30 protein-coding genes and 1 tRNA gene are annotated in these 26,030 nt (G+C 59.0%); 17 read left to right on the top strand and 14 right to left on the bottom strand.

Features of this window, described 5'->3' with window-relative positions:
• Nucleotides 1-168 precede the first annotated feature (168 nt).
• The 4 genes from HAT86_RS14095 to HAT86_RS14080 are packed head-to-tail and all read right to left on the bottom strand — an operon-like array spanning nt 169 to nt 2,694.
• On the bottom strand, nt 169-1,236 hold the full coding sequence (locus HAT86_RS14095) for a methyltetrahydrofolate cobalamin methyltransferase (RefSeq protein WP_167199132.1): 1,068 nt from the start codon (nt 1,234-1,236) through the stop codon (nt 169-171).
• 20 nt (nt 1,237-1,256) lie between these two features.
• The gene (locus tag HAT86_RS14090) at nt 1,257-2,192 is read right to left on the bottom strand and encodes a methylenetetrahydrofolate reductase (protein WP_167199141.1); all 936 of its coding nucleotides are present in this window, start codon (nt 2,190-2,192) and stop codon (nt 1,257-1,259) included.
• 26 nt (nt 2,193-2,218) lie between these two features.
• The gene (locus HAT86_RS14085) at nt 2,219-2,515 is read right to left on the bottom strand and encodes a virulence factor (RefSeq protein WP_167199129.1); all 297 of its coding nucleotides are present in this window, start codon (nt 2,513-2,515) and stop codon (nt 2,219-2,221) included.
• A 41-nt stretch (nt 2,516-2,556) separates the two neighbouring features.
• The gene (locus HAT86_RS14080; RefSeq protein WP_167199126.1) at nt 2,557-2,694 is read right to left on the bottom strand and encodes a hypothetical protein; all 138 of its coding nucleotides are present in this window, start codon (nt 2,692-2,694) and stop codon (nt 2,557-2,559) included.
• A gap of 66 nt (nt 2,695-2,760) precedes the next feature.
• Between HAT86_RS14080 and HAT86_RS14075 the strand changes: the two genes are divergently transcribed.
• The gene (locus tag HAT86_RS14075; RefSeq protein WP_167199123.1) at nt 2,761-3,873 is read left to right on the top strand and encodes a Ppx/GppA phosphatase family protein; all 1,113 of its coding nucleotides are present in this window, start codon (nt 2,761-2,763) and stop codon (nt 3,871-3,873) included.
• Nucleotides 3,873-4,589 (top strand): RlmE family RNA methyltransferase, encoded by a 717-nt coding sequence (locus HAT86_RS14070; RefSeq protein ID WP_167199120.1) that lies wholly within the window; start codon nt 3,873-3,875, stop codon nt 4,587-4,589. Before HAT86_RS14075 ends, HAT86_RS14070 begins: the two co-directional genes overlap by 1 nt.
• A gap of 20 nt (nt 4,590-4,609) precedes the next feature.
• Here HAT86_RS14070 and HAT86_RS14065 read toward each other — a convergent pair whose 3' ends face one another.
• Both HAT86_RS14065 and HAT86_RS14060 read right to left on the bottom strand, forming a co-directional pair.
• On the bottom strand, nt 4,610-4,816 hold the full coding sequence (locus tag HAT86_RS14065) for a hypothetical protein (RefSeq protein WP_167199117.1): 207 nt from the start codon (nt 4,814-4,816) through the stop codon (nt 4,610-4,612).
• 113 nt (nt 4,817-4,929) lie between these two features.
• Nucleotides 4,930-5,019, bottom strand: a tRNA-Ser gene (locus tag HAT86_RS14060).
• A gap of 178 nt (nt 5,020-5,197) precedes the next feature.
• Here HAT86_RS14060 and HAT86_RS14055 point away from each other — a divergent pair.
• From HAT86_RS14055 to HAT86_RS14020, 8 genes are all read left to right on the top strand, one after another.
• Nucleotides 5,198-5,995, top strand: coding sequence for a DUF2059 domain-containing protein (locus tag HAT86_RS14055; RefSeq protein WP_331272556.1), 798 nt, complete (start codon nt 5,198-5,200; stop codon nt 5,993-5,995).
• A gap of 8 nt (nt 5,996-6,003) precedes the next feature.
• Complete coding sequence (locus HAT86_RS14050) at nt 6,004-6,828, top strand: DUF2059 domain-containing protein (RefSeq protein ID WP_331272555.1); 825 nt, start codon at nt 6,004-6,006, stop codon at nt 6,826-6,828.
• 188 nt (nt 6,829-7,016) lie between these two features.
• A complete protein-coding gene (locus HAT86_RS14045) occupies nt 7,017-7,670 on the top strand; it encodes a 50S ribosomal protein L21 (protein ID WP_167199138.1) in 654 nt (217 codons plus the stop codon).
• Nucleotides 7,671-7,684: 14 nt separating this feature from the next.
• Complete coding sequence (rpmA, locus tag HAT86_RS14040) at nt 7,685-7,954, top strand: 50S ribosomal protein L27 (protein ID WP_167199109.1); 270 nt, start codon at nt 7,685-7,687, stop codon at nt 7,952-7,954.
• A 172-nt stretch (nt 7,955-8,126) separates the two neighbouring features.
• The gene (locus HAT86_RS14035) at nt 8,127-8,666 is read left to right on the top strand and encodes a GNAT family N-acetyltransferase (protein WP_167199106.1); all 540 of its coding nucleotides are present in this window, start codon (nt 8,127-8,129) and stop codon (nt 8,664-8,666) included.
• Nucleotides 8,667-8,697: 31 nt separating this feature from the next.
• Nucleotides 8,698-9,735, top strand: coding sequence for a GTPase ObgE (gene obgE, locus HAT86_RS14030; RefSeq protein WP_167199103.1), 1,038 nt, complete (start codon nt 8,698-8,700; stop codon nt 9,733-9,735).
• Nucleotides 9,723-10,829 (top strand): glutamate 5-kinase, encoded by a 1,107-nt coding sequence (gene proB / locus HAT86_RS14025; RefSeq protein WP_167199100.1) that lies wholly within the window; start codon nt 9,723-9,725, stop codon nt 10,827-10,829. Before obgE ends, proB begins: the two co-directional genes overlap by 13 nt.
• Nucleotides 10,830-10,876: 47 nt before the next feature.
• Nucleotides 10,877-12,142 (top strand): glutamate-5-semialdehyde dehydrogenase, encoded by a 1,266-nt coding sequence (locus tag HAT86_RS14020; protein WP_167199097.1) that lies wholly within the window; start codon nt 10,877-10,879, stop codon nt 12,140-12,142.
• Here the strand turns inward: HAT86_RS14020 and HAT86_RS14015 are convergent.
• Nucleotides 12,139-12,738, bottom strand: a complete 600-nt coding sequence (locus tag HAT86_RS14015; protein WP_167199094.1) for a histidine phosphotransferase family protein — start codon at nt 12,736-12,738, stop codon at nt 12,139-12,141. The genes HAT86_RS14020 and HAT86_RS14015 overlap by 4 nt on opposite strands.
• A gap of 27 nt (nt 12,739-12,765) precedes the next feature.
• Between HAT86_RS14015 and HAT86_RS14010 the strand changes: the two genes are divergently transcribed.
• The 3 genes from HAT86_RS14010 (at nt 12,766) to HAT86_RS14000 (ending at nt 14,669) form a co-directional block, all read left to right on the top strand.
• The gene (locus HAT86_RS14010; RefSeq protein ID WP_167199091.1) at nt 12,766-12,948 is read left to right on the top strand and encodes a DUF3553 domain-containing protein; all 183 of its coding nucleotides are present in this window, start codon (nt 12,766-12,768) and stop codon (nt 12,946-12,948) included.
• A gap of 120 nt (nt 12,949-13,068) precedes the next feature.
• The gene (locus tag HAT86_RS14005) at nt 13,069-13,839 is read left to right on the top strand and encodes a GNAT family N-acetyltransferase (RefSeq protein ID WP_167199087.1); all 771 of its coding nucleotides are present in this window, start codon (nt 13,069-13,071) and stop codon (nt 13,837-13,839) included.
• A 230-nt stretch (nt 13,840-14,069) separates the two neighbouring features.
• Complete coding sequence (locus HAT86_RS14000; protein ID WP_408015029.1) at nt 14,070-14,669, top strand: lysophospholipid acyltransferase family protein; 600 nt, start codon at nt 14,070-14,072, stop codon at nt 14,667-14,669.
• Between the two features lie 6 nt (nt 14,670-14,675).
• Here the strand turns inward: HAT86_RS14000 and HAT86_RS13995 are convergent, their stop codons facing one another.
• From HAT86_RS13995 to HAT86_RS13985, 3 genes are all read right to left on the bottom strand, one after another.
• Nucleotides 14,676-15,296 (bottom strand): thiamine phosphate synthase, encoded by a 621-nt coding sequence (locus tag HAT86_RS13995; protein WP_167199081.1) that lies wholly within the window; start codon nt 15,294-15,296, stop codon nt 14,676-14,678.
• A gap of 138 nt (nt 15,297-15,434) precedes the next feature.
• Nucleotides 15,435-15,548 (bottom strand): entericidin EcnA/B family protein, encoded by a 114-nt coding sequence (locus HAT86_RS13990; protein ID WP_167199078.1) that lies wholly within the window; start codon nt 15,546-15,548, stop codon nt 15,435-15,437.
• Nucleotides 15,549-15,570: 22 nt separating this feature from the next.
• Nucleotides 15,571-17,406 carry an extracellular solute-binding protein gene (locus HAT86_RS13985; protein ID WP_167199075.1) on the bottom strand — a complete coding sequence of 612 codons (1,836 nt, stop codon included), beginning with the start codon at nt 17,404-17,406 and terminating at the stop codon, nt 15,571-15,573.
• Between the two features lie 294 nt (nt 17,407-17,700).
• Here HAT86_RS13985 and HAT86_RS13980 point away from each other — a divergent pair, with 294 nt between their 5' ends.
• Nucleotides 17,701-18,474: a 3-hydroxybutyrate dehydrogenase gene (locus HAT86_RS13980; RefSeq protein ID WP_167199072.1), complete on the top strand. Its 774-nt coding sequence runs from the start codon at nt 17,701-17,703 to the stop codon at nt 18,472-18,474.
• Between the two features lie 132 nt (nt 18,475-18,606).
• Nucleotides 18,607-19,629, top strand: coding sequence for a patatin-like phospholipase family protein (locus HAT86_RS13975; protein WP_167199069.1), 1,023 nt, complete (start codon nt 18,607-18,609; stop codon nt 19,627-19,629).
• Nucleotides 19,630-19,645: 16 nt separating this feature from the next.
• Here HAT86_RS13975 and HAT86_RS13970 read toward each other — a convergent pair whose 3' ends face one another.
• The 3 genes from HAT86_RS13970 to HAT86_RS13960 form a co-directional block, all read right to left on the bottom strand.
• Nucleotides 19,646-20,308 carry a cytochrome b/b6 domain-containing protein gene (locus HAT86_RS13970; RefSeq protein WP_167199066.1) on the bottom strand — a complete coding sequence of 221 codons (663 nt, stop codon included), beginning with the start codon at nt 20,306-20,308 and terminating at the stop codon, nt 19,646-19,648.
• The gene (locus tag HAT86_RS13965) at nt 20,301-21,938 is read right to left on the bottom strand and encodes a tetrathionate reductase family octaheme c-type cytochrome (RefSeq protein ID WP_167199063.1); all 1,638 of its coding nucleotides are present in this window, start codon (nt 21,936-21,938) and stop codon (nt 20,301-20,303) included. The genes HAT86_RS13970 and HAT86_RS13965 overlap by 8 nt, the downstream gene beginning before the upstream one ends.
• Nucleotides 21,939-22,073: 135 nt before the next feature.
• Nucleotides 22,074-22,766, bottom strand: coding sequence for a DUF502 domain-containing protein (locus HAT86_RS13960; protein ID WP_167199060.1), 693 nt, complete (start codon nt 22,764-22,766; stop codon nt 22,074-22,076).
• Between the two features lie 668 nt (nt 22,767-23,434).
• On the opposite strand from HAT86_RS13960, the gene rpsB reads away from it, so the two are divergent.
• Entirely contained in the window at nt 23,435-24,223 is a 789-nt protein-coding gene (rpsB, locus tag HAT86_RS13955) for a 30S ribosomal protein S2 (protein ID WP_167199056.1), read from the top strand.
• 77 nt (nt 24,224-24,300) lie between these two features.
• Nucleotides 24,301-25,176: a translation elongation factor Ts gene (gene tsf, locus HAT86_RS13950; RefSeq protein WP_167199054.1), complete on the top strand. Its 876-nt coding sequence runs from the start codon at nt 24,301-24,303 to the stop codon at nt 25,174-25,176.
• A 215-nt stretch (nt 25,177-25,391) separates the two neighbouring features.
• Here the strand turns inward: tsf and HAT86_RS13945 are convergent, their stop codons facing one another.
• Nucleotides 25,392-25,943 (bottom strand): helix-turn-helix transcriptional regulator, encoded by a 552-nt coding sequence (locus HAT86_RS13945; protein WP_331272557.1) that lies wholly within the window; start codon nt 25,941-25,943, stop codon nt 25,392-25,394.
• Nucleotides 25,944-26,030 lie beyond the last annotated feature (87 nt).

Here is a 26,030-nt window from a genome sequence, read left to right as displayed (position 1 = left end):
ATATGCCTCAAAAGCATGGAATCACAAAGCAAGCATCATGGGAATCCTGAATCTGATCAGGGGCGACACGCTCTAAGCCGCCGATGTGCATGGCCGGTTTGGCACGGCCGCGCAAAAGAAAACCCCGCACCTTATTGGCGCGGGGCTTTTGTCTACGCAAACCTTTGATCAGGCGCGGCGGCGGCGGCGTGATGCAGCACGCCCGCCACGACCGCCTGCAGCCTCTTCACCGGGTTTCGCCGGGGCTTTGTTGAACTTGATCCACTCACCGCCATGCGGGTCGTTGTTGGTCAGGAAGTTGGCGGCGCGGATGGCCTCCATCTCTTTGCCGGCGCGCGGCATGGTCGAACCCAGACCAAACAACTGGCAGAACGTTTCATCATCCATATCGGCGGGCAAAACGATGCCCGATGCCGCGACCTCGGCCTTTTTCGCCTCGATCTCGGATTGTTTGACCGGCAGCGCGATCGGATTCATGATGGCCGATGTCATGCCCGCGCCCATGGCCATGGGCAAAAAAGCATTGTTGATGCCATGCCGGTTGGGCAGCCCGAACGAGATGTTCGACGCGCCGCAGGTGGTATTCACACCCAGTTCTTCGCGCAGGCGGCGGACAAGGGTGAACACCTGTAGGCCAGCGGTGCCCATGGCCCCGATCGGCATGACCAGCGGGTCGACCACGATGTCATGCGCCGGGATGCCGTAATCGGCCGCGTGTTCCACGATTTTCTTGGCGACGGCAAACCGCACTTCGGGGTCTTCGGAAATACCCGTATCATCGTTGGAAATGGCCACGACGGGCACGTTGTATTTCTTGACCAAAGGCAAGATGGCCTCAAGCCGGTCTTCTTCGCCAGTAACCGAGTTCAACAGCGGCCGACCCTCGCAGGCGGCGAGCCCCGCCTCAAGTGCAGCGGGGACCGAGCTGTCGATACACAACGGCACGTCGACCAAGCCCTGCACCAGTTCGATTATCTTGGTCATCAGGGGCGGTTCGGTTTCGTTCGGGTTGGGGTTGGAATTGTAGACCACCCCCGCATTGACATCCAAAACCGTCGCCCCGGCCGCGACCTGCGCGAGGGCGTCTTTTTCCACGGTCGAAAAATCGCCCGCCTCAAGTTCAGCCGCCAGTTTCTTGCGTCCCGTGGGGTTGATGCGTTCGCCGATCACGCAAAAGGGCTGGTCGAACCCGATGATGGCGGTTTTGGTTTTGCTTTCGACGACGGTGCGGGTCATGTTTGGTATCAGTCCTTGGTTCAGGAGGCGTTTGCGGGCACAGCAGAGGATCCGCCGTTTTCAATCGCCCAATTGGCATTGGTTTTGATGCCGCCCAACGGGAAGAAATGGACCGCTTCGATATTGAAATCGGGGTTGGCGGCTTTGTGGGCGGCCAATTCGGTCAGCACGTCTGTCGGCTCGTAGGGCAACAAAAGCTTGGTCACGTCCATAGCCCGTTTTTGCAGAACTTTCAAAGACGGGCCAACACCACAGGCGATGGCGAATTTGATCAGCGTTTGCAACTTGGCAGGGCCAGCGATGCCGATATGCACCGGCAGGGTGATACCTGCCGCACTCAGGCTGTTCGCCCATGCGATGATCGGTTTCGCGTCAAAGGCGAATTGCGTGGCCAGTGCCATATCGGCATCTGTGCGCTCCGAGAATTTTTGTTTCCACTGAAGGGCTTCCACGACGTTTTTCATGCTGCCGTCAGGGTCAATGTCCTTGTTGCCCTCGGGATGGCCCGCGACATGCAGGCGTTTGAACCCGGCTTTGTCAAATTCACCGGTCTCCAGCAATTGCATGGAAGATTCAAACTCACCGTGCGGCTTGGCCACGCCACCGGCCAGGAGCAAGGCCTGATCTACACCGGCTTCGCCTTGATAGCGGGCAATCCAATCCGCCAATGTTGCCTTGTCCTTGATGATGCGGGCCGGGAAATGCGGCATCACCGGGTAGCCGTCTTTCGCCAGTCGCGCAGCGGTTTGCACCATGTCGTCAATCGGCGTGCCCTCGATATGGGCGATGTAGACGCGCGTGCCTTCGGGCAGAAGATCGCGGAAGTTTTCGACCTTTTCGGCGGTGCGCGGCATCACCTCGATCGAATAGCCTTTCAAAAAGGCCTCAACCTGTGGGTTCACGGGGGCAGGGGCACCAGCACCTGCATCACGCTTTTTAAAGTTCAACAAAGCCATTGCGGCCTCCCATAGCGATCCGGGTTTCATGCCCAACCATCATTCGCGATCAGGGCTTTGATACGCTCCTGATCGTATTCGGCGTCCAACCGGGCCGCTTCGGCCCCGGCCACCTCGGAGGCGTCGCCTTCAACCGAATAGGGCGCGGCTTTGCGCCATTCGGCCAGATACGCGTCGGTGTCAGCGGCGCCGATTTTCATGGCGGCGCGATCGATGGCCTGCTCGAACCGCTCGGGCAATGGCTTTTTCGCCCCCCGACGGCCCTTGCCGACGATCACCTGCGCGGGGATGTCCCGCCAATATACGACTGTGACGTCAACCATTGCTGATTCCTCTTCCTCTGTGGCCCCTGTCTAAAGCAGGCTTAGCGATACGCGCTGACGTTTTTCGACAGAACGCGCGCGTCATGCGACGTTTTTAGAATACGGTCACGCAGCCAAAGCTGCCACAGCCCGCCGCCGGAAAACCATTCATGATGATCATGAAACTGATATGGGGCCACGGCAGCGCTTGCGCCAAGGGTCGCGACAGACTACTTTAAAGACAACTCGAAATGGAGGGCGTGCTAATGGCGCCCAGGCGTCCCGACAGTGCGGGCGCTATCCCGAAACAGGTAGAGAGCCCCGCACTCAGCTCCCCCGGTTCGGCGCAACTATATGCTGCGTTGGATTTGGGAACAAATAGTTGTCGTATGCTGATCGCCCGACCCGAGGGCGCCCAGTTCAAAGTCGTGGACAGCTTTTCAAAATCCGTGCAGTTGGGCGCAGGGTTGGAGAAATCCGGGCGCTTGTCGCGGTCGGCCATTCACCGGACCTTACAGGCCTTGCGGGTATGCCAACAAAAGCTGAAACGACATAACGTCGAACGCATGCAATTGGTGGCCACCGAAGCCTGCCGCCGGGCGAGCAACGGCAAATCCTTTTTGGCCCGCGTGCAACAAGAAACCGGGCTGCGGCTGGATATCATCAAGCCGCAAGAAGAGGCGCAACTGGCCGTCGTATCTTGCGCACCGCTGGTCAATCCGGGCACTGAACAATTGCTTGTCGTGGATATCGGCGGTGGCTCGACCGAACTGGTCTGGATCGACCTGCGCGATGTCGCCCCGCGCGACCGGTCGCGGGCGATCATGCGGATGCACAATGGGTTTCACTGCCGCGACGGCAACGCGCCCGGCCCGCGGGTGGTTGACTGGATCAGCGTGCCGCTTGGGGTGGCCACCCTGCGCGACCAATTCCGCGATGTGGAAGATGACAGCGCGCGCTTTGCCTTGATGAGCTGGTTTTTCGAAGAGAATTTGGCCGAGTTCGCGCCCTACAAGAACGAACAGTCGCGTGACGGGTTTCAGATTATCGGCACATCGGGCACGGTAACGACCGTTGCGGCCAGCCATTTGGGCCTGCGCCGCTATGATCGTAACAAGGTGGATGGTTTGTGTATGACCAGCGACGAGATTGATTTGGTCATTCGCAAATATCTGGCGCTTGGCCCGGCGGGTCGGCGGCGCGATCCCCGGATTGGCCTTGACCGGCAGGCATTGATCATGTCGGGGGCCGCGATTTTACAGGCGCTGCTCCGGTGCTGGCCGACCGATCGGCTGTCGGTTGCGGATCGGGGCCTGCGCGAGGGTATGCTATACGCGCTCATGTCATGTGACGGCGTTTTCAAGAATGGATTGGACTGATGGCGAAACAACCTGATGGCAAGAATACCTCGGGGCGCGGTCAGCGCGACCTGACCGTCAAGGTCAAAACGGCCCGTGGGCGCAAATCGTCGTCAACACGCTGGCTGCAACGGCAGTTGAACGACCCCTATGTCAAGCGTGCGCAGGCGGAAGGTTACCGTGGGCGCGCGGCGTTCAAGATTATGGAAGTAGACGACAAGTTCCGGTTTCTGGTGCCCGGCGCGCGCGTGGTTGACCTTGGCTGCGCCCCCGGTGGCTGGTGTCAGGTTGCCGTGCCGCGGGTCAACGCGCTTGGCGACAAACAAGGCAAGGCGCAGGGGCGGATTTTGGGGATCGACCTTCAAGAGGTGGAACCGATTGCGGGCTGCGAACTGTATCAACTGGATTTCATGGAAGATGACGCCGACGATAAGGTCAAAGACTGGCTGGGCGGCAAGGCCGATGTCGTGATGAGCGATATGGCTGCCGCCAGTTCGGGGCACAAGCAAACCGACCATTTGCGGATCATCGCCCTATGCGAAGCGGCGGCCTATCTGGCGTTCGATGTTCTGGAAGAAGGCGGCACATTTGTTTCAAAAGTTCTGGCCGGCGGGGCCGAGGGCGAGTTGCAAAAACTGCTCAAGCAGCGATTTGAAAAGGTGGCCAACGTCAAACCCCCCGCATCGCGCCCCGACAGTTCGGAAAAATTTGTCGTGGCCACGGGGTTTCGCGGCTGATGCCACGCTGTTGATCATCGTCAGAAGATCGCATTTTGGCTTTTTGAGCGCTTTAACGAGCCCACCGCATCGGCGATAAAAGCCTGTTGTTCGTCACGGGGGAATGACGGGGTTTTATTTCCGGCGCGCACTCTTTGCTGCACAGCCAGCGCCACGTCACTTTGCCGGATCAGTTCGAAAAGACGACTGAAACGGTCAAGCCGGCGTAGGTGCGTCGAGTCAGGCATGCGATCCCCTTTTCACCCAAGAACAGCCAAACCTTTTGACATATCATTGAGGTAGAACCACAGCCACCCTGGACCGAAAGCATGGCAATTTTATGGTGTTTGGGCCATAAAAATGGCGGAGAGACAGGGATTCGAACCCTGGGATCCCGTGAAGGATCAACGGTTTTCGAGACCGCCCCGTTCGACCACTCCGGCACCTCTCCGCGGGGGTCTGGGGGATGCGTTTAGTTTCCTTTCTGGAAGATGACAAGAGGGGTTTTGGCATTGTTTCCACATAGTTTATCCTTAGGTTGGTCATTGATCGTCATCAGCAAGAGAACCCTCATGCAAAATAGGCCTTGGCAAATGGTTGGTCTCCTTTCCGCACTCAGGATCATGGCAATGAGCGCGCTGCTGCTTGCGAGCGCAGGGTATGCTCAGGCGGCGGAGCGGGATCGTTTACAGGCCTTTCTTGAAGTGACGGGGTTTGATGTGGCGCTTGACAGTATCGCCCTGTCAGCCAAGGACGCGCCGCTGATGCTGGGGATGGACAGCAGCGATTTCGGCGACGAATGGAGCGCGACTGCCGCCGAGGTGTTTGAGACACAGAAAATGCGCGATACCGCTCTGGATATCCTGTCGCAAACCCTTGAATCGGATCTACTGGCACATGCGGCGGGGTTTTACGCGTCAGACCTTGGCCAAAGGTTGGTTGAGGTTGAAAACGCCGCCCATATGGCCGAGGACGATGAAAAAGCGCAGATCGGTGAAAAACTTGTCACTCGCATGGCGCAGGAGTCTGACCCCCGCCTGAAGGTGCTGCGCAAGCTGACACGCGCGGTCAACAGCGATGACGTATCAGTGCGTGCGGTTCAGGAAATCCAAGTGCGATTCTTGATGGCAGCGTCGTCCGCCGGTGTTCTGGAGACCGAGTTGGACGAGGGCAACCTGCGCGCCATCCTGCGTGGGTCCGAAGACGAGTTGCGAGAGTCCCTGCGCGAATCTGCCGTGATCGCGGCGGCCTACACCTATCGTGATATCCCCGAGGAAGATCTGCGCGCCTATCTGGATGCGCTACAAGACCCTAAGATGCAGCGCGTTTATGAGCTGATGAATGCAGTGCAATACGAGATTATGGCCAGCCGGTTCGAGGTTCTGGCAGGGCGCATGGCCGAGATTGGGCGGGGGCAAGATTTGTGATACGTGGCGTGGTGCGACCCTTAGGATTGATCCTGCCGCTATTGGCCTTGTTGTTTGCAGGCCCCGCCCGCGCCGCGGACCCGGCGCAGTTACAGGATTTATTCGAGGCTCTGCATATCGAGGCAACGATCGACGTGATGCATGACGAGGGCGTCGAATACGGCCGTGAGATCGGACAGGACATGCTGCCAGAGGCCGACAGCGGCAGCTGGCAGAGAGTGGTTGAACGCATCCATGATAAAGACTGGATGCGTAGCAGCGTTGAAAACCGCTTTGCCGAGGCATTGCAAAACCACGATCTGACCGACATCCTGGACTACCTGCAAAGCGCTGATGGTCAGGAGATTGTCGATCTGGAAATTGCCGCGCGCCGCGCGTTTCTGGACCCCGGCATTGAACAGGCCGCGCGAGACCAGCTTGAACAGCGCCGCGATGACAAGGCCCCGGTGTTGGCCGCGATTGATCAGTTGATCCGCGACAGTGACTTGATCGAACGAAATGTCATGGGGGCGCTGAATTCAAACCTTGTGTTCTACAACGGTCTGGTCGACGGCGGCGCGCTTGAGATGTCGCAAGCCGACATTGTGGCCGATGTCTGGTCGCAAGAGGAAACCGTGCGGGACGAGGCGCGCGATTGGTTGAACGCCTTTCTGCTTATGGCCTACGAGCCTTTGGACAATGCCGAATTGCAGGCCTATGTCGCGTTTTACCAGACCCCCGAAGGGCAAGTCTTGAACCGGGCCATGTTTGAGGCTTTCGATACGATGTATGAGGAATTGTCTTATATTCTTGGCCGGGCTTTGGCGCGCCATATGCAAAGCGAAAAGCTTTAGCCGCGAAAGCCGCCCGCACCTCTTGACTTTAAGCGCGATCTTTTCGATAAGCGCCCATCCCGGCGGGAATCCCTGCGCGGGTCATCAAATTATCGCTCGCACGAGGGCGCGCAGCTCGAGGTGGCCACTGGCCGTCAACACCCGCAGGGCGGGGACCACAGAGCGCGGCAATGGAAAAGGAAATGCATATGTTCGCGGTTCTCAAGACCGGTGGCAAGCAGTACAAGGTGCAGTCAGGCGATGTTCTGCGCGTTGAGAAACTGGCAGCCGATGCTGGTGAAAAAGTTCAATTCAATGACGTTCTGATGCTCGGCGGTGACAAGACCGTCGTTGGCGCGCCCTTCATCGAAGGCGCGGCCGTGCAGGCCGAGGTCGTTGATCAAGTCAAAGGCGACAAGGTCGTCAAGTTCGTCAAGCGCCGCCGTAAGCACGGATCGAAGCGGACGGTCGGCCACCGCCAGAAATTGACGTTGCTGCGCGTGACGGAAATTCTGGAAAAAGGTGGTGACGCGTCGGGCGTGAAGGCCGCTGTTGGTGCCGGGTCTGTCGCGGCTGTTGCCGTCGCAGCAACCGATGCCAAAAAAGCCGCCCCGAAAAAGGCCGCGAAGGCCGCGCCCAAGAAAGCAGCCAAAGCTGAGACCGCTGGCGATGATCTGAAGCAATTGTCAGGTGTTGGCCCCGCGCTTGAGAAAAAACTGCACGAGGCTGGCGTGACCACCTTCGCGCAGATCGCAGCATGGACGGAAGCGGACATCGCTGATATGGATGAGAAATTGTCGTTCAAAGGCCGGATCGAGCGTGAAGGCTGGGTCGAACAGGCCAAAGAACTGGCCAAGGGTTAAAGGAGAGACACGAGATGGCACATAAAAAAGCAGGCGGTTCCTCCCGTAACGGTCGCGACTCTGCGGGTCGCCGCCTTGGCGTTAAGAAATATGGCGGTCAGGCCGTCAACCCGGGGAACATCATCGTGCGTCAGCGCGGCAACAAGTTTTGGCCGGGGGCCGGCGTTGGTCAGGGTAAAGACCACACGCTGTTTGCAACCGTCGAAGGCGACGTGAAGTTTCACAAGGGCCTGAAAGGGCGCACCTTTATTTCGGTCCTGCCACTGGCGGAGGCCGCTGAGTAAGCCGACCGGTAAAGGGTTTGAAAATCCAAGGGGATCGGCGAGACCGCCGGTCCCTTTTTCTTTGTTTGGGCAATCAAGCACATCGGTTCACGAGTGCGGGGCCACGCTTGAAGAGGAGACAAGCCGTCCCCAGCTTACATCGCCCTTTCGCGCCGCCCCGAGGAGACTGCGCATGTTACACGACCCGACACTTGATCAACCAGAGATGCCAGCCGACAGGTTCGATTTGCGACCTGTCCGCACTTCGGACGCGGGATTGATAGAGTTTTACACAAGTGACGACCGTGTGGCGCGCGCGACCACCTCGATTCCGCATCCCTTGCCACCCGGTGCGACCGAAGCGTTTATCAATCGGGCGCAACAGGCCGGACGGAGCGAATTTGTCTGGGTAATGGACGGAACCAAGACCGGCGGACCAGAAGTGATGGGCGTGATCAGCCTTGACCAAATCGATATCGGGCAATGCGAGATCAGTTATTGGGTGGCGCCTGCTTATTGGAACTCGGGCGTCGCTTCGGCGGCTGTGTCGACATTGATCGCGTCCAACCCGCTGAAATGCCGCACCTTGTTCGCGACCGTGTTTCAGGACAATGCGGCCTCGGCCCGGGTCTTGACCAATAGCGGGTTTCAATATCTTGGTGATGCCGAAACCTTCAATGTGGCCCGCAACGCCAAGGTCGCGACATGGACCTACAGCCGTAAAATGGATTGAGGCCGGTTCGGCCTTTGCTTAAGGAGACGACATGAAATTTCTCGATCTGGCAAAGGTCTACATCCGCTCTGGCAGCGGCGGCGGGGGCTGTATCAGCTTCCGGCGCGAAAAGTATATCGAATATGGCGGGCCTGATGGCGGCGACGGCGGAACCGGCGGCACGGTCTGGGCCGAGGCTGTCGACGGTCTGAACACCTTGATTGATTTTCGCTATCAGCAGCATTTCTTTGCCAAGAACGGCCAGCCCGGCATGGGCAAACAGCGCACCGGCAAGGATGGCGATGACATCGTGCTGCGCGTGCCCGTGGGCACTGAAATTCTGGACGAAGATCAGGAAACCGTCCTTGCCGACATGACCGAAGTCGGACAGCGCGTTTTGCTGGCCAAGGGCGGCAATGGCGGGTGGGGTAACCTGCATTTCAAAAGCTCGACCAATCAGGCGCCGCGCCGCGCCAACCCCGGCCAGCCCGGTGTTGAACGCACGCTTTGGCTGCGGCTGAAGCTGATTGCCGATGTCGGCCTTCTAGGATTGCCGAACGCGGGCAAGTCCACGTTTCTGGCGGCCACGTCGAACGCGCGGCCCAAGATCGCCGATTACCCCTTCACCACGCTGCATCCCAATCTGGGTGTTGTCGGTGTCGATGAGGTCGAATTCGTCGTGGCCGATATTCCCGGCTTGATCGGCGGCGCAAGCGAGGGCCGGGGGCTTGGTGATCTGTTCTTGGGCCATGTCGAACGCTGTGCGGTCTTGCTGCACCTTGTCGATGGCACGTCCCAAACGATTGCCGAGGATTACCGCACCATCATTCACGAGCTTGAGGCCTATGGCGGCAATCTGGCGGCCAAACCACGGGTGACGGTTTTGAACAAGATCGACGCTTTGGATGCAGAAGAGCGCGCCGCCGCCCGGTCTGAGCTGGAAGAGGCCAGCGGTGGGCCGGTCATGGAAATGTCCGGCGTGGCCCGCCAAGGCACAACCGAGGTGCTGCGCGCCTTGCGCGCCCAGATCGACGATGACCGCCTGCGCCGCACCGCCCAAGATGAAGAGCCCGAGCCGTGGCAACCCTGAGCGATGCAAAACGTCTGGTGATTAAAATCGGGTCCGCCTTGTTGGTGGACCGCGACAGCGGCCAATTGCGCGCCGACTGGCTGCGGGGCTTGGCGCAAGATGTCGCGTGGCTGCGCGGGCAGGGCAAGGATGTAATCCTTGTTTCGTCAGGTTCGATTGCCCTTGGTCGCGGCGCGCTTGGTCTGCCGATGAGCGAACTGACGCTTGAGCAATCTCAGGCGGCGGCGGCGGTTGGGCAAATTCAGCTGGCCCGCGCCTATGCCGAGGCGTTGGCCGAACATGATTTGCAGGCCGCTCAGGTTTTGGTCACGCTGGAAGATAGCGCCGACCGGCGGCGCTATTTGAATTCCCGCGCGACGCTGGAGCAGCTTTTGACGCTTGGTGCGGTGCCAATCGTCAACGAAAACGATACCGTCGCCACGGATGAAATCCGCTATGGCGATAACGACCGTATGGCAGCCCAAGTCGCCGTCACGGCCGGGGCCGATCAGTTGATTTTGTTGTCGGATGTCGATGGGTTTTACTCGGCCAATCCATCACAAGACGCCTCTGCCTATCGCTTTGATGTGATCGAGACGATCACCCCCCAGATCGAAGCCATGGCAGGCGATGCAGGCTCGGGATTGTCAAAGGGGGGCATGAAAACCAAACTCATGGCCGCAAAAACCGCCACGGCGGCGGGCTGTGATATGGCGATCACCGAAGGCTCGGTGTTGAACCCGGTTCAGGCCTTGGCGCAAGGTGCGCCCGCGACATGGTTTCTGGCCCAAGGTGACCCACAGCAAAAGCGCAAGGCGTGGATCGCCGCGATGAAGCCGCGCGGCACCGTGACCGTTGATGCCGGGGCCGCCAAGGCGCTGCGCAGCGGCAGCAGCCTTTTGCCCGCCGGGGTGACTGCCACAGAGGGTCGGTTTGGCCGCGGCGATCCATTGGCCGTCGTGGATGGCGACGGGCATGTTTTGGGTCAGGGGCTGACGCGCTATGATGCCAGTGACGCCGCGCTGATAAAGGGCCTGCGCTCGTCGCAGATCGAACCGGTCTTGGGCTATCCGGCGCGGGGGCCGCTGATCCACCGCGATGACATGGCGTTTTAGGCCAAGCGGATGTTAAGACCCACACCCAGTTGCAAAGGAAAACCCAGATGAGTGAGCACGACAGCATCCCTGATTTGATGGCGGATATCGGCGCGCGCGCCAAGGCCGCCGCCGCGCAATTGGCGGTTGCCACCTCGCAGGCCAAGGCACAGGCGCTAGAGGCCGCAGCCGATGCCGTATGGGCGCGGCGGGCCGATATCATCGAGGCCAATCAGCACGATCTTGCCTTTGCGCGCGACAAGGGCCTGTGGGACGCGATGCTGGACCGGTTGCTTTTGACCGAAGAGCGGATCAAAGGCATCGTGGGCGGTTTGCGTGCCGTGGCCGCGCAAGATGACCCGGTGGGTGAAGTGCTGGCCGAATGGGATATGGACAGCGGCCTGCATATCCGCCGCGTGCGCACGCCGCTTGGCGTGATCGGCGTGATTTATGAAAGCCGCCCGAATGTGACGGCCGATGCGGGCGCGCTGTGCTTGAAATCCGGCAATGCCGTCATTTTGCGCGGCGGGTCCGAAAGCTTTCATTCCTCGACGGCGATTCATGATTGTCTGGTAGACGGCTTGCAAGCCGCGGGCCTGCCCGAAGACGCGGTGCAACTGGTGCCAACGCGGGATCGCGCGGCGGTGCAGGAAATGTTGACCATGGTGGATACCATCGACGTGATCGTGCCGCGCGGCGGCAAAGGCTTGGTCAGCTTGGTCCAGAAAGAGGCACGTGTGCCGGTGTTCGCCCATCTGGAAGGGATTGTGCACATCTATATTGACCGCGAGGCCGATCCCGAAAAAGCGCTGAAAGTTGTGATGAACGCCAAGACCCGGCGCACCGGCATTTGCGGGGCGGCCGAGTGCCTGCTGATCCATCGCGATGTCGTGGATACGATTGGCCAAGGGGTGGTGCGATCCTTGCTGGACGCCGGTGTTGAGGTGCGGGCCGATGCGACATTGCAGGCCATTGCCGGCACGCAGGCCGCAACCGAGGCGGACTGGGGCCGGGAATACCTTGATAGCATTATCGCGGCGCGGGTTGTGGATGATCTGGAGAATGCGATCACACATATCCGGACTTACGGATCGCAGCATACGGATTGTATCCTGACCGAAGACGATGCGGCGGCGGATGCGTTCTTCAAACGGTTGGACAGTGCGATTTTGATGCGCAATGCATCGACCCAGTTTGCCGACGGTGGAGAGTTCGGCATGGGGGCTGAAATCGGGATCGCAACAGGCAAGCTGCATGCGCGTGGCCCGGTAGGTGCGGCGCAATTGACCAGCTTTAAGTATCTGGTCGACGGGGACGGCGCGACACGAAGTTAAAACGTAATTATAATTTTGTTATTAGTGACCTGTATGTTCAAGCTCATGTTCATGTCGGCCACGTGGTGCAGCAGAATCAAAAACTCGATCGCGTCGGGGCCCGTATCGGCCGACGGTTTGGACAACTGAAGCATGTTCCATAGGGTCGGATCGGCTGCCAAGCGTTCGCTTTCGGCGCAGACCTCGCAGCGATCCGGCGCAACTGTCACGGCAAGTTGCCCACCGAAGGGCAACGCCTGTTCGGCGCACATGACGGCCAGCATGATCGCTTTGGCGCGCGTTCGGGGTATATCGTCAGTTAACGCATGCGTCAGCGCGATCCGGCCCTGTGCGTATAAATCAGACAACAAGGTCGAAAATTCAGCTTTGCCAATGGTTTGCGGATCGGCGGCCTGACCGAAGGCCAAACGAAACTGGCGGATTTTGGCGGTTGCGCCCCGCGCGCTGTCTTGCAGCAATTGCATCTCGGGCCCATCGGTGTCGCCAGCCAAGGCCAATAGCTCAAGCCCATTGCCGATTGCACCGACCGGGCTGATCAGGTCATGACAGATGCGAGACCCTATCAGCGCGGCAATCTTGTCGGTATGATGCGGCATGGTAAACTCCAAGAAGGCGGTAAGCAGATGTCGGATATGAATTCGTTGCTCGAGCCCGGTGTTCTGGTGCGTCATCCGGATCAACCGGATTGGGGAACTGGTCAGGTGCAGTCAAATATCGGAAACCGGATAACTATAAATTTTCAAGAGGTTGGTAAGGTTGTGATAGATGGCTCCCGGGTTCATTTGGTGATGGTTATTGAACCATGAACAACGTTGCCAAATCGTTAACACATCATAGGGTTGTGTGCCACGATATGGTCCATCGTTGCCAATCAGGCCGCGGCTTTTTAGAACCTTGGTATTGCACGTAAGGACACCCTGCCATTCATGCCCCTTGACCATGCACCCAAGTTTCGCACCAAGCTGGCGGAGACCCTTCCAGAGCTGCGTGCAGCACAACGACTGCGCTATGACGTGTTCGTCGATGAGTTGGGCGGGGATGGCGCGATGGTGGATCATGCGGCGCGGTTGGAGCAAGATCGGTTCGACCCTTTTTTCGACCATCTGCTTTTGATCGATGATGCCGCTAATGGAACTGTGGTGGGCGTCTATCGGCTGTTACGCGATGATCAGGCCGCGCGCGCCGGACAGTTCTATTCCGAAGACGAATATGATCTTTACCGACTAAAGCATTGTAATCGCAAAGTAATGGAGCTTGGACGATCCTGCCTCCACCGCGATTATCGCGGCGGCGCGGGCCTGTATTGCCTCTGGAGCGGCTTGGCGCGATATATCCACGATCATCACGTCGAGATCCTGTTTGGTGTGGCCAGTTTCCACGGCACCGATCCGCAGATATTGGCGCAGCCTTTGTCGCTTTTACATCACCGGCATCTGGCGCCAGAACCGTTACGGGTCAAAGCACGAGAGTGCGGGTATCAACCGCTTGATATTCTTTCAAAAGACGCTGTGGACCGGCGCGCCGCGATGGTTCAAATGCCGCCCCTGATCAAAGCCTATTTGCGGCTAGGTGGATATATTGGGGAAGGCGCCTTTGTCGATCGGGATTTCAACACGATTGATGTGTGCCTTGTGGTCGACACCAAGAATATCAACGACGCGCAAAAAGCCATTTATTATAAGAGTGATACGCGCTGATGTTCACGTGGCGACCGGATGATATGCCTCCCAAGGTTCAAATCACCTTGGTCGGCTGGATACGTGTCGTGCTGCGGGGCATATGCTGGATATTGGTTTTGATCGCCGGGGTTTTGGCAACGCTATTGCTGCGTGGACCAGAACGCATCGTGTTTGGGTTGGGGCGGCCATGGACACCGTATGTGACCCAATGGGTGTGTCGATTGACCTTGTGGATCCTTGGGATCAGGTTGAGAACCCAAGGCACCCCTATGAAAAATGCCGGAGCAGTGGTTTCCAACCATTTGTCTTGGCTTGATATTTTTGCACTGAATGTGCGCAAACGAATTTACTTCGTGTCGAAATCCGAAGTGGCGGGCTGGCCGGGCATTGGGACTCTGGCGAAAATTACCGGCACAGTTTTTATCACGCGCGATCCCAGACAAGCACAGCAGCAAACACAGATCTTTGAATCGCGGCTGTTAGAGGGGCATAAATTGCTCTTTTTTCCAGAAGGCACCTCGACGGACGGAATGCGGGTTTTGCCCTTTAAATCAACGCTTTTCGAGGCGTTCTTTAGTCAAACACTGCGCTCGGAAATGTATATTCAAGCCGTCTCGCTGGTCTATACCGCCCCGCACGGCGAAGATGCGCGGTTTTATGGGTGGTGGGGCGATATGGAGTTTGCGCCGCATGTGCTCAAAGTCTTGGCGCAAGCTCCGCAGGGGGAGATCACGATCATCTACCATCCCCCTGTCAAAGTGGATGATTTTCCAAATCGCAAGGCTTTGGCGGGTCATCTGGCACAGGTCGTTCGCGCAGGCATGCCGCCCGAGCGGCAAAAGACCTGACGCACGTCACCCCATAGCGGCCACCAGATCAGCCAAAGCCACGGTCGGAGAATCTGTGTTCCAGATCTCATCGCCGATGCCGAAAAAATCGGTGACCGGGGCCAAGGACCGGATCAGATCGGTATCAAGCGCACCTTCGGCCACGACCGGCAGTTCGATCATCTTTGACCACCACTCAAACAGGTCATGGTCGGCGACTGACCCATCGCCAAGATCGGTTTCGCCGACCGGGCCAAAGCCGACGTAATCGGCCCCGGCCTCACCGGCGTTCATGCCTTCGTGGCGCGAGCTGCCGCAGAAGGCCCCGACGATGGCGTCGGCCCCAAGCTCTTTGCGCGCGGCACGGACGGCGCGCGCGCCATCGGTCAGATGCACACCGTCCAGCCCAAGGCGTTCGACCATCATCAGGTGTTTGTCTATGACAAGCGCCACGTCGCGCGCATGCGCCACGTCGCGGCAGGCATCGGCGGCGCGCGACAGGCGGTCTTCATCATGGGTCGCCAAGGCCAGCCGGACACAGGCCACAGGTTGGGCATCCAACACCTGTGCCAGTTGATCGGGAAAGCTGGACAGTTCAATCTCTGGCGGGGTGATAAGGTAAATCTGTGGCTGCTCGGGCTCGGCCATTGTCGGGCGCTCCTGCGTTATAGGGTTGCGCCTCTATAGCGCGGAAGGCCGGGGCGGGCCAAGAGCGGTTTGCCACGGCACGGGCCGCCCCCGCCGTTTGTTTCGCCAGCCGCTCGGATAAGACCGGGCGATCTGTCGTCAGAACAAGCTTTGCACGCCGCGCGCGGCGCCCGAGATGTCACGGCCCACACCATCGACGGTGGCGCAGGCCGACAGCGCCGAAAACACGACCAGAGCGATCAGGATACGCATGGATTTGCCTCTTTTTGGGTCTCTACTGCTCATTTTTGTCCTCGTACCACCACACCTCAGGAAGAAAGCCGATGCCATCCCCGTAGATTGGCAGATTGTCCTTAGGATACTGCAATTCGCTGATATGGGCAATTCGGCCCACGGCGTATTGATGAATCGGTATCACGTAGCGGCCTGCGGTCAGAACACGATCCAGCGCGCGGGTGGCCGCGACGAATCCGTCACGGCTTTGGGCGGTCAGCATGGCGTCGATCATGGCGTCGGCAGCCGGTGAGCGGATGCCCATCAGATTGCGGCTGCCCGGCTGATCGGCGGCGGCGGATCCCCAATAAAAGCGTTGTTCATTGCCGGGGCTGAGCGACAGCGACCGGCGCATGAACGTCAGGTCGAAATCGAAATTGCGCTCACGTTCGGCATATTGGGCCTTGTCGATGGATTGCACGTTCAGGCGAATGCCAAGACGCTCTAGCGCGCGGGCATAGATATCCATGATGGCGCTGGCCTGCTGGATAAGCGCATCTTGTTGCAACAAAACGGTCAGCTCAAGCGGTTGGCCCTGCGCGTTTTTCAAAATGCCATCCTGCACCGTCCAACCCGCTTGCGCCAACAGCGCCACGGCCCTGCGTAAATTACGGCGGTTGCGGGCCGAACCATCAGCAGCGGGGAGGCTATAGCCGTCAAGCGTGCCGGGGGGCAGGGTATCGGCAAAGGGGGCCAGCAAATCGCGCACGGCACCCGTGGCCGGGCCGGGCTGCATCGCCAGGTCCGAGTTTGAAAAATACGAGGTGATGCGCGGTTGCCGCCCGCCGGTCAAGGTGTCGTTGATATATTCAAAATTAAAGGCGTGGATCAGGGCATCGCGCACGCGCCAGTCATCCAGCGGCGCGCGGCGGGTGTTCATGGCAAAGCCGGTCATGCCCGAGGGTTTGGAATGCGGGATTTCCGATTTGACGATCTGGCCAGACTGGACCGCCGGGAAATCGTATTGGGTTTCCCAACGATCCGCGTTGAATTCACGAATCCAAGACAGGGCCTGCGCCTTGAACGCTTCTTTTAGCACGGTGTTGTCGCCGTAGAATTCGATGCGAATTTCGTCGAAATTACTGGTGCCGCGCCGCAAGGGCAACTCACGGCCCCAGTAGTCGGGGTTGCGGTGCAGGGTGACGTGGCGGCCCACCTCGTAATCGGCCACCACATAAGGCGCTGATCCGATTGGAATGTCGCGCAGCGCGGCATCGGCAAAATCGCGCCCGTCCCATTGGGCCTTTTGCAAGATCGGGCGCAGCCCGGCAATCAGCGCCAGTTCACGGTCTGCGGTGGTGAAGGTCAGCCGCACGCGGCGCGGGCCGGTCTGTTCGATGCGCGCGACCTGATCCCAAAAGCCGCGATACCGCGGGTGGCCCTTGGTGCCGAGCGTTTCATAGGACCAGATCACATCTTCGGCGGTGACGGGGCTACCATCCGAGAATCGGGCCTCTGGGCGGAGGGTGAATTCGACCCATTTGCGATCGGGTCCGGTTTCAATCGATTCGGCCAAAAGACCATAAAGCGTGAATGGCTCGTCCCAAGACCGGCCCATCAGCGATTCATGCGTAAGGTGGCGCAACTGCCATGGGCTGCTGCCTTTGAGGGTGAACGGGTTGAGCGAATCAAAGCTGCCGACATTGCCAGTGACCACGCGCCCGCCTTTGGGGGCATCGGGGTTGGCGTAGGGCAGAGACACAAAATCAGGTGGCAGAGCAGGGGCACCATACATAGCTATGCCATGGCTGGGCTCGGCCGATGCCCCTTGACACAAGACCAAAGCCGAAAGTGCCGCGCCGAGCGCCCGTTTGTATTGGAAAAAAACCGGTGTCATTCTGGCAACAATCCCCGCTCAGCCTTGTTTGCTTGAGCCGCGACCGTAGTGGGGGATTCATGGGTTTTCAAACTTTTAGCTTGGATCAAGGCGCCAGATTGCATATAAAGGGGTCACTGCTCGATAGGTTTCTTGCCTGTATGAAACCTGCCTCAATAACTTAACGCCGGCTTCGTGCCGGCGTTTTTTTTGTCTCAAATCGGAGCAGGATCGTTTCAACAGCTCGTGTTTTCCTGTGGCGTTTGCCGGCGCCGCACTTATGCTGCGCACGCATAATACATGGAGGGCATAGATATGAGTGTTGCGGGAAAGACGGCGATCATTACCGGATCGACCTCGGGGATCGGCCTTGGCATTGCCGAGGAAATGGCGAAGGCCGGGGTGAACGTCGTACTGAATTCCTTTACCGATTCGGACGAAGATCATGCCCTCGCTGCCCGAATCGGCAAAGATCATGGTGTAGCGGCGCGCTACATCAAGGCGGATATGTCGAAAGCCGAGGACTGCCGCGCGTTGATCGACCAAGCGGGAGCCTGCGATATTCTGGTCAATAACGCGGGCATTCAACATGTCGCCGGGATCGAGGAATTCCCAACCGAGAAATGGGATGCGATTATCGCGATCAACCTGTGTTCGGCGTTTCATACAACAGCCGCGGCGCTGCCGATGATGCGCAAGGCGGGGTGGGGCCGCGTCATCAATGTGGCCAGCGCCCATGGATTGACCGCAAGCCCCTATAAATCAGCCTATGTCGCCGCCAAGCACGGAGTTGTGGGGCTGACCAAGGTGACCGCGCTGGAAACCGCGCAAGAGCCGATCACCGCCAACGCGATCTGCCCCGGCTATGTTCTGACCCCGTTGGTTGAGGCGCAAATTCCTGACACGATGAAGGAATACGACATGTCGCGCGAGGATGTGATCAAGAACGTCATGTTGCAGCGCCAGCCGTCGAAAGAATTTGCCACGGTCGAACAATTGGGCGGCACGGCGCTGTATCTGTGTTCGGATGCGGCCGCGCAGGTGACCGGCACGACGATCAGCGTCGATGGCGGCTGGACCGCGTTGTGAGTTTGGATCGGATCGCTGGTGCGATCCGATTTGTGACTTTTGGATCGGATCGCTGGCGCGATCCGACCGGGGCGAGGGGCGCTGCCCCTCGCGCTCCCCGGAGTATTTTTGGAACAATGAAGCGGGGCGATTGTGACTCAGAAAAAGCGGATCAATTTGGCGTTGCAGGGCGGTGGTGCGCATGGCGCGTTCACTTGGGGGGTGCTGGACCGGCTGCTGACCGATGACGATATCGAGATCGCCGGGATATCCGGCACGTCGGCCGGGGCGTTGAACGGTGCGGCACTGAAATCAGGGTTGCTTGAGGGTGGGCGCGACGGGGCGCGCGCCAATCTGGATTGGCTGTGGTCACAGATGGGGGCCGTTCAGGACATGCGGATGCCGGACTGGATGGCGGCGGGTTTTCCTGCGCCGGGTATGATGAGCGCGGCGTTGCAAGCCTCGGCCCCGTTTCTGGCCGCGGATGCGTTGAGCCGGGTCGTTTCGCCCTATGCCTATGGGCCGTTCTACCAAAATCCGCTGGAGCGGATCGTGCGGCAGTTTCACTATGATACGGTCTGTGCCGAGAGTGGCCCCAAGTTGTTCGTGGGGGCCACCAATGTGCACAACGGCAAAATCCGGGTGTTTTCCGGGGACGAGATTTCGACAGACAGCATTCTGGCCTCGGCCTGTTTGCCGACCCTGTTTCAGGCGGTCGAGATTGAGGGCGCGCATTATTGGGATGGCGGGTATACCGGCAACCCGGCGTTGTTTCCGCTGTTCGAGCCTGATCTGCCCGAAGACATCGTGGTGGTGAACATCAACCCGTTGGAGCGCGCCGAGGTGCCCAAAAGCACGCAGGACATCCAAAACCGGATCAACGAGATCAGCTTTAACTCATCACTGCTGCGCGAATTGCGGGCCATTCATTTCGTGCAGCGCCTGTTGGCCGATGGCAGCCTGAGCCCGGGCACGATGAAACAGGTGCATGTTCATATGATCGCCGATGATGCGTTGATGGGGGACTTGTCGGTTGCCAGCAAAATGATGCCCACGCCTTACCTGTTGCACAAGCTGTTCGATGCGGGCCATGCCGCCGCAGAGATGTTTCTGAGCACGCATCGCACGGCGCTGAACGCGCGCAGTTCGGTGGACATGGCGGCGATGTTCAACTGAGGGGCGCGGCGCGGGATCAGGCGCGTGGTTTGATCCGGCCCGGCTCATCGGCTTCGAGATAGGCCTCTTCCTCGGGGGTGAGGTTGACCTTGTCAAAGCCGGTGATCATCGGCTTGACGTGTTCGCGGAACGAATGGCCGACGGTCAGCAGATAGACATGCGCCACCACAAAGGCCGCGATGGCATAGGCCGCCAGCAGGTGGATGTTGGACACCAGGCCGCCCAATTGAGCTGCATTTGGAATGTCTTCCCAGAGGTTCCAGCCAAGCGCCAGCAGCCCGCTGATCCAGATCGCCGGAAACAGGATGATCTTGAGCGCCAGATAGGTAATCGCCTGAAGCGGGTTGTGTTTGCGCCAATAGGCTTTGCGGTAGGGGTGCGGCTCGCCCTTGAAAATCCCCCAGACGTAGAACTGGGCGACCCTCAGCAGACCGTCGCGGGTGGGCACGTAATGCTTCCATGTGCCGGTGGTCAGGTGCCAGAAAATTGCAAAGACCCACAGCACGATCAGCGCCAACGCCGCCACGATATGCAGCATGGTCGCCGGGCCGAACGGGATCAGCGTATGCAGACCGTTCAGCGCCAGCCCGGTGGCCAAAAGCACCATGATCAGCGCCATTTGCGACCAGTGCCAGAAGCGTTCAAAGCGGGGGTAGACCTTGACGTAACGCTCAGTCATGGGAGGCTCCGTTTTTCGAGGGGCGCAAGATGCGGATGGCGGCGTGGATCAAGACGCCGCCCAAGGCGGCCAGCAGCATCGCCAGCCCAAGGATGCCGGCGGTGTTGAACGGCGTTGTGCCGGGCATGTTGACGCCGGTTATGCCGGCCATGCGCCCATCCTTGGCGTGGCAGCTTTCGCAGGTCACCGCGTCTTCGGCGGGGGCGACCATGTGGGTGATTGGCCAATACATATGCGTGTCGACAAAGCCAAACTCGCCCGAGTAGTCCTCGCCCGCGGCTGTCATGCCTGCGTCAATCGCCTTGGCCCAATCGAAATTCGTCCAAAGCGCGGTGTCGGTCTCGGGGCCCCAGACATGGGTATAGACCAGCTCATTTTTCACGCTGTCGTAGGGCTGACGGCCTTCCATGCGTTTAAAGGGCCAGATGCGGTTGCCGGGGGCGTCCGGGGTGCCGTGAATCGGGTTGATCTCGACGGTTTGGGACGGGTCAATCTTGAGATCGCCGGTGGTGTATTCGACGACACCGTTGAACCATGCGTAATAGGGCACGACATCTTCGCCCCATTCGAAATCGCCCTTGGTGGACAGGTAGGTGTGGCGATGATCGCCGTCGGATTCCAGATAGTCTGAGATCGACAGCGCGCGGCCCTCTTCATCAAGTTCGCCTGCAGTGGACCAATCCCAGACGGTTTTGGTGGCCACGCCACCGCGTGCGAATGCGGGGATGTGGCAGGATTGGCAGGCCAGCGTATCGGTATGGTCGTTCAGTTTGGTGCCCTGCAGCCCCACCGGGTGCGGGGTGTTGCCATGGCAGCTTTCGCAGGTGGCGGCGCCGCGCGCCTCGCCGGGTTTGCCGGTGCCGTGCGGGTCGGTGGCCTGCATCAGATAGCGCGACCCGGCCCACTCGTGCTGGTCGGCGACATGGCAGGTGGAGCAGGTGAAGTTCTGCCCGTCAGGTGACATATGCACATCGGTCGCCAGCGAGGGTTGGTAAAGCGCCGAAGACAGATCACCGTGTTTTACGTTATCGCCACCGCCGCCATAGAAATGGCAGTTGCCGCACGTGTCGCGCCCGGGCTGGCCGACGCTGCGCGCGGCCTTGCCCAGATCGACGGCCCAAGATTTTGCGCCGGTGATCGTTTTGGACCCCTCTGGCACAGGGGCAAGCGGCGGGTGACCTGCGCCGGTTGCCGTTTTGGTGTATTGGCCGGATCGGTCATGACAGACAAGGCAATCCGGCGTGGCCTGCGCCTCGGCCGGGCTTTCCTGCATGTCGTCCCAGCCATAGCCCGCGTGGCACGAGGTGCAGCGCGGCTCGTTGCCCGCGACCGCGCCGCAGAAAGAGTTTATCACGTTGCGCTTGCCCAGCTTCTGGCCGGTCTCGGGGTGCTCAAACTCCCATTGGAAGTGGATCGAATGCATCACCTGATCATCGGCCTCGGTGTGGCAAGACATGCAGGCTTCGGTCACTTCGGGGCCCGATGTGAAGTCTTTTTGCAGAATTTCGAATTTCGAGTGATCCGCCGTGCTGCCACTGCCGGGCAGAGCTGGGGCATCGCTTTGTTGGGCAAGTGCTGAGCTTGCGACGACAAGCACGGTTACAAAAACAGGTGGCAAGAGGCGAATCATACGCGCACTCCGGACGTTGAAAAATCAATATTCTGAAATCTGAATATGATTCATGCCCGCGCCGCATTGATCTAGCGCAAAGTCAACTTTCTGGAGTGGCGGTAGACGCGCGCGGCCCGGCCAATACGGGGCGCGTCAGCCGCGTTTGAGGCGGGGGTCTTCCGGGTCGACTTGGCCGGGATAGACAAGGCCAGCCGAGATCACCAGTTTGGCGGCGTCTTCGACGCTCATGTCGAGTTCGATCACGTCCTCGCGCGGGAAGAACAGTAAAAAGCCGCTGGTCGGATTTGGCGTTGTGGGAACGAACACGCTCAGCAAATCCGAGCCGGTCTGCGCCTTGGCGTTCACCTCGCCTTTGGCGGCGGTCGAGATAAAGCCGATGGCCCATATATCCTTGCGCGGATACTGGATCAGGCAGGCCTTTTCAAAGCTACGCTCGGATTGGGCAAAGACGGTTTCGGCAATCTGTTTGACGCCGGAATAGATCGAGCGGACCACCGGCATTCGATTGACCAGCGATTCCGCGAAGCGGATCAGCGATTTGCCAATCAGACCCTTGGCGATCCAACCGACAAGGATGGTGAAGATCAAAAAGATGATCACGCCGATGCCGCGCAGGTTGATGCCGATGTAATGTTCGGGCCGCAGGTTGGACGGGATCAATGGCAACACGACACTGTCGACCCAGCCCATCAGCGACCAGATCAACCAGATGGTCAGGCTGACCGGCGCGATAACAACGATACCCGTTAGGAAACTGGCGCGTAGCCCGGCGAAAGGACCGGGTTTGCGCGTGGGTTCGGGCAGGTCGTCAAAGGGCGTGGTCATTGGGTGGACTCAATGGGGTTGCTGAACACTGTTTGCTATCTACGGGGTTTGCGTGTTCGTCACAATGGCTTTGAGACATTGGCCATATGGTGCGCGTTGCGTTGATTGTAAAACAGTCATCACTGGCGGGTGGGGTCTCATCTTGGTCAATCTTGGATCGTATGATCGGTTCGTCACTGGGGTAAATCAATGGGCGTTGTTGCATGACAAGGACCAATTCATATTGGGCGATTGGCGTGTCTTTCGCTGGATTGGTTTACGGCGTGTCTGTCATGTTTGGGCATATTCCCGGCCTTGGGTCAGAAATTGGCACCTTTTGGCGGATTAGTGATTGCGGCGCTTAGTCTGATCGGCGGCGAGGGCTCGCCTGACAGCGGGCTTGGGATCGACTGACGCCTGAGCACCATCGCGCTTGGCAGCTATGACTTTACCATCGGGTCTTTGCCAAACGTGATCGCGCTGTCAGCGTCTTTTGGTTCCGCACCTTCAGTCTATGTTCGCGATCTACGAGGGCAGGGGTTGCGTCTGACAGAACATGGCCGTATACGCGCGGGACTTACACCGCAGGTATGGGCGGGCCGATCGGGGGAGACATCCCCGACAGTCCACCGGTTGAAGCACACGCTTCTCATCCCGTACCGAGGCGAAAACCGGAAAGGATATAGACTATGGCTCTTCCTGAGTTCTCAATGCGCCAGTTGCTGGAAGCTGGCGTTCACTTTGGTCACCAGACCCAACGCTGGAACCCCCGTATGGGCGAGTTCATCTATGGCGCGCGCAACGGCATCCACATCATGGACCTGACGCAAACCGTTCCCATGCTGGACGCGGCGCTGAACGCTGTGCGCGAAACCTCAGCCAAGGGCGGCCGTCTGCTGTTTGTCGGCACCAAGCGTCAGGCCAGCGGCCCGGTGGCCGATGCCGCCGAGCGTTGCGCACAATATTACATGAACCACCGTTGGTTGGGCGGCACGCTGACCAACTGGCAGACCGTTTCGAAATCCATCAAGCGCCTGCAAGACATCGACGAAATTCTGGGCGCAGGCGGTGAAGGCCTGACCAAGAAAGAACGTCTGGGCCTTGAGCGCGATCAAGACAAGCTGCAAGCCAGCCTTGGTGGCATCCGTGAAATGGGTGGCCTGCCGGACATGTTGTTCGTCATCGACGTCAAGAAAGAAGCGCTTGCCGTGGCCGAAGCCAACAAGCTTGGCATCCCGGTTGTGGCCGTGGTTGATACCAACTGTTCGCCCGACGGCGTAGATTACATCATCCCCGGCAACGATGACGCGGCCCGCGCAATTTCGCTGTATTGCGATCTGGTCAGCCGCGCCGCCCTTGATGGCACCGCCGCTCAGATGAACGCCGCGGGTGTTGACATTGGCGCGATGGCCGAGGCCCCGGTTGAAGAAGCAACAGCCGAAGCAGCCCCTGCCGAGGATGCGCCAGCACAAAGCTGAGCCGCTTTCACAAAACTGACAAAAGAGGCGGGCATTCCCGCCTCTGACATCCCTGATGATTCCGAAGGAGAGCCGAGATGGCGATCACAGCTGCAATGGTTAAAGAACTGCGCGACACGTCCGGCGCAGGCATGATGGACGCGAAAAAAGCGTTGACCGAAAACGACGGGGACATGGAAGCCGCCATTGATTGGCTGCGCACCAAAGGCTTGGCCAAGGCCGCCAAGAAATCGGGCCGCACCGCCGCCGAAGGCTTGGTCGCCGTCAAGGTTGATGGCGGCAGAGGCGTTGCCGTTGAAGTGAACGCAGAAACCGATTTTGTCGCCAAGAACGCCGAATTTCAGGCGATGGTCGGCGATATCGCTGGCGCCGCCTTGGGCGCAGCCGATGTCGACGCGCTGAACGCGGCTGACCTTGGGGGCAAATCGGTGGCCGACACGATCACCGACAAGATCGCCACCATCGGTGAAAACATGTCGCTGCGCCGCATGGACAGTGTCGAAGGCGATACCGTTGTGTCCTACGTCCACAACGCGATGACCGACGGCATGGGCAAGATCGGTGTTCTGGTTGCCACAACTGGCGGTGACGAGGCATTTGCCCGTCAGGTTGCCATGCACATCGCGGCAACCAATCCCGCCGCGCTGAACGAGGCAGAGTTGGACCCGGCCGTTGTTGAAAAAGAACGTCAGATCCAGATCGACATCGCCCGCGAATCCGGCAAGCCCGACAACGTGATCGAGAAAATGATCGAAGGCCGCATGAAAAAGTACATGTCGGAAGTCACCTTGTTGGGGCAGGCGTTTGTCATCAACCCCGATCTGACCGTCGAGGCCGCCGCCAAAGAAGCCGGTGCCGAGATCACCGGCTATGTCCGCTTGGAAGTGGGCGAAGGCATCGAGAAAAAAGAAGAAGACTTTGCCGCCGAGGTGGCCAAGGCCGTTCAAGGCTAAAAGTCTGATTTTCTAAAGTAAAAAGGCGGCGATATCCCGAGGGATGTCGCCGTTTTGCATTCTGGCCGTGTCTCGATTGTCCGGAGGTATGGGTTTTTTATTTCCAAGCTTAAAAAAGCCACCACTCACGGAACAGCGGGAAGTGTGCGCTGCTCTGTGGCTTTGGACAACTACGTTATTTCTTCGACGTAAGTATCTGACGTTATTATAAAATGTTAACTTCCAACAACGAACATTTGATTTTGCAGAGCGGCTTTTAGCACGGCTTGGGCTGTTGTTTCCACGCCAAGCGCCTGACGGGCGAGGCGCAAATGTTTTTCCACTGTGGCCGGTGTGAGGCCTAGTAGAACGGCAATATCTTGCGTGGTTTTGCCGTCTCCAACCCAGTCCAACACCTCGCGTTGGCGTTTTGTCAAACATCGACCAAGCCGGTCGTGGGGCAGGGTCAATATGCGCAGGTGAACGATGTTGTTGATCGCAAGGGTCTGTTCGCCGTGATCATTCCAGATCTGATCGACCCGTGCCTGATCCAACCCGTCGCGCGCCGTCAGCGCTATCGCGCCTTTGCTGCGCGGCACTACGGATTTGAAACTGATCGAATAGCCCGCAAACACGCCTTGTGCTCGGTTGAACGTGATTACTTTTTTTTCTTTTTCGCTCAGACGATTGGCGGCCTCCAATTCAGACAAGAACCGCCATGAGCACGCGCCTTCGTTTTCAAGCGCCCAGCGAACCATGGGGGCGTGAAAATACAGGCCTTGCTCAATGAATCCTTTTACTTTCCACCTAATGGATCGAAGCCACCGGCTTCCAGCCGGTCCGCTTCAGCGAATCTGTTGTGATCTTCCTCCCCG

It is taken from the genome of Roseovarius gahaiensis, from assembly GCF_011601345.1.
Taxonomy (GTDB): domain Bacteria; phylum Pseudomonadota; class Alphaproteobacteria; order Rhodobacterales; family Rhodobacteraceae; genus Roseovarius; species Roseovarius gahaiensis.
The sequence above is the reverse complement of the archived record's forward strand: the minus strand, read 5'-3'. Positions and strand labels throughout refer to the sequence as shown.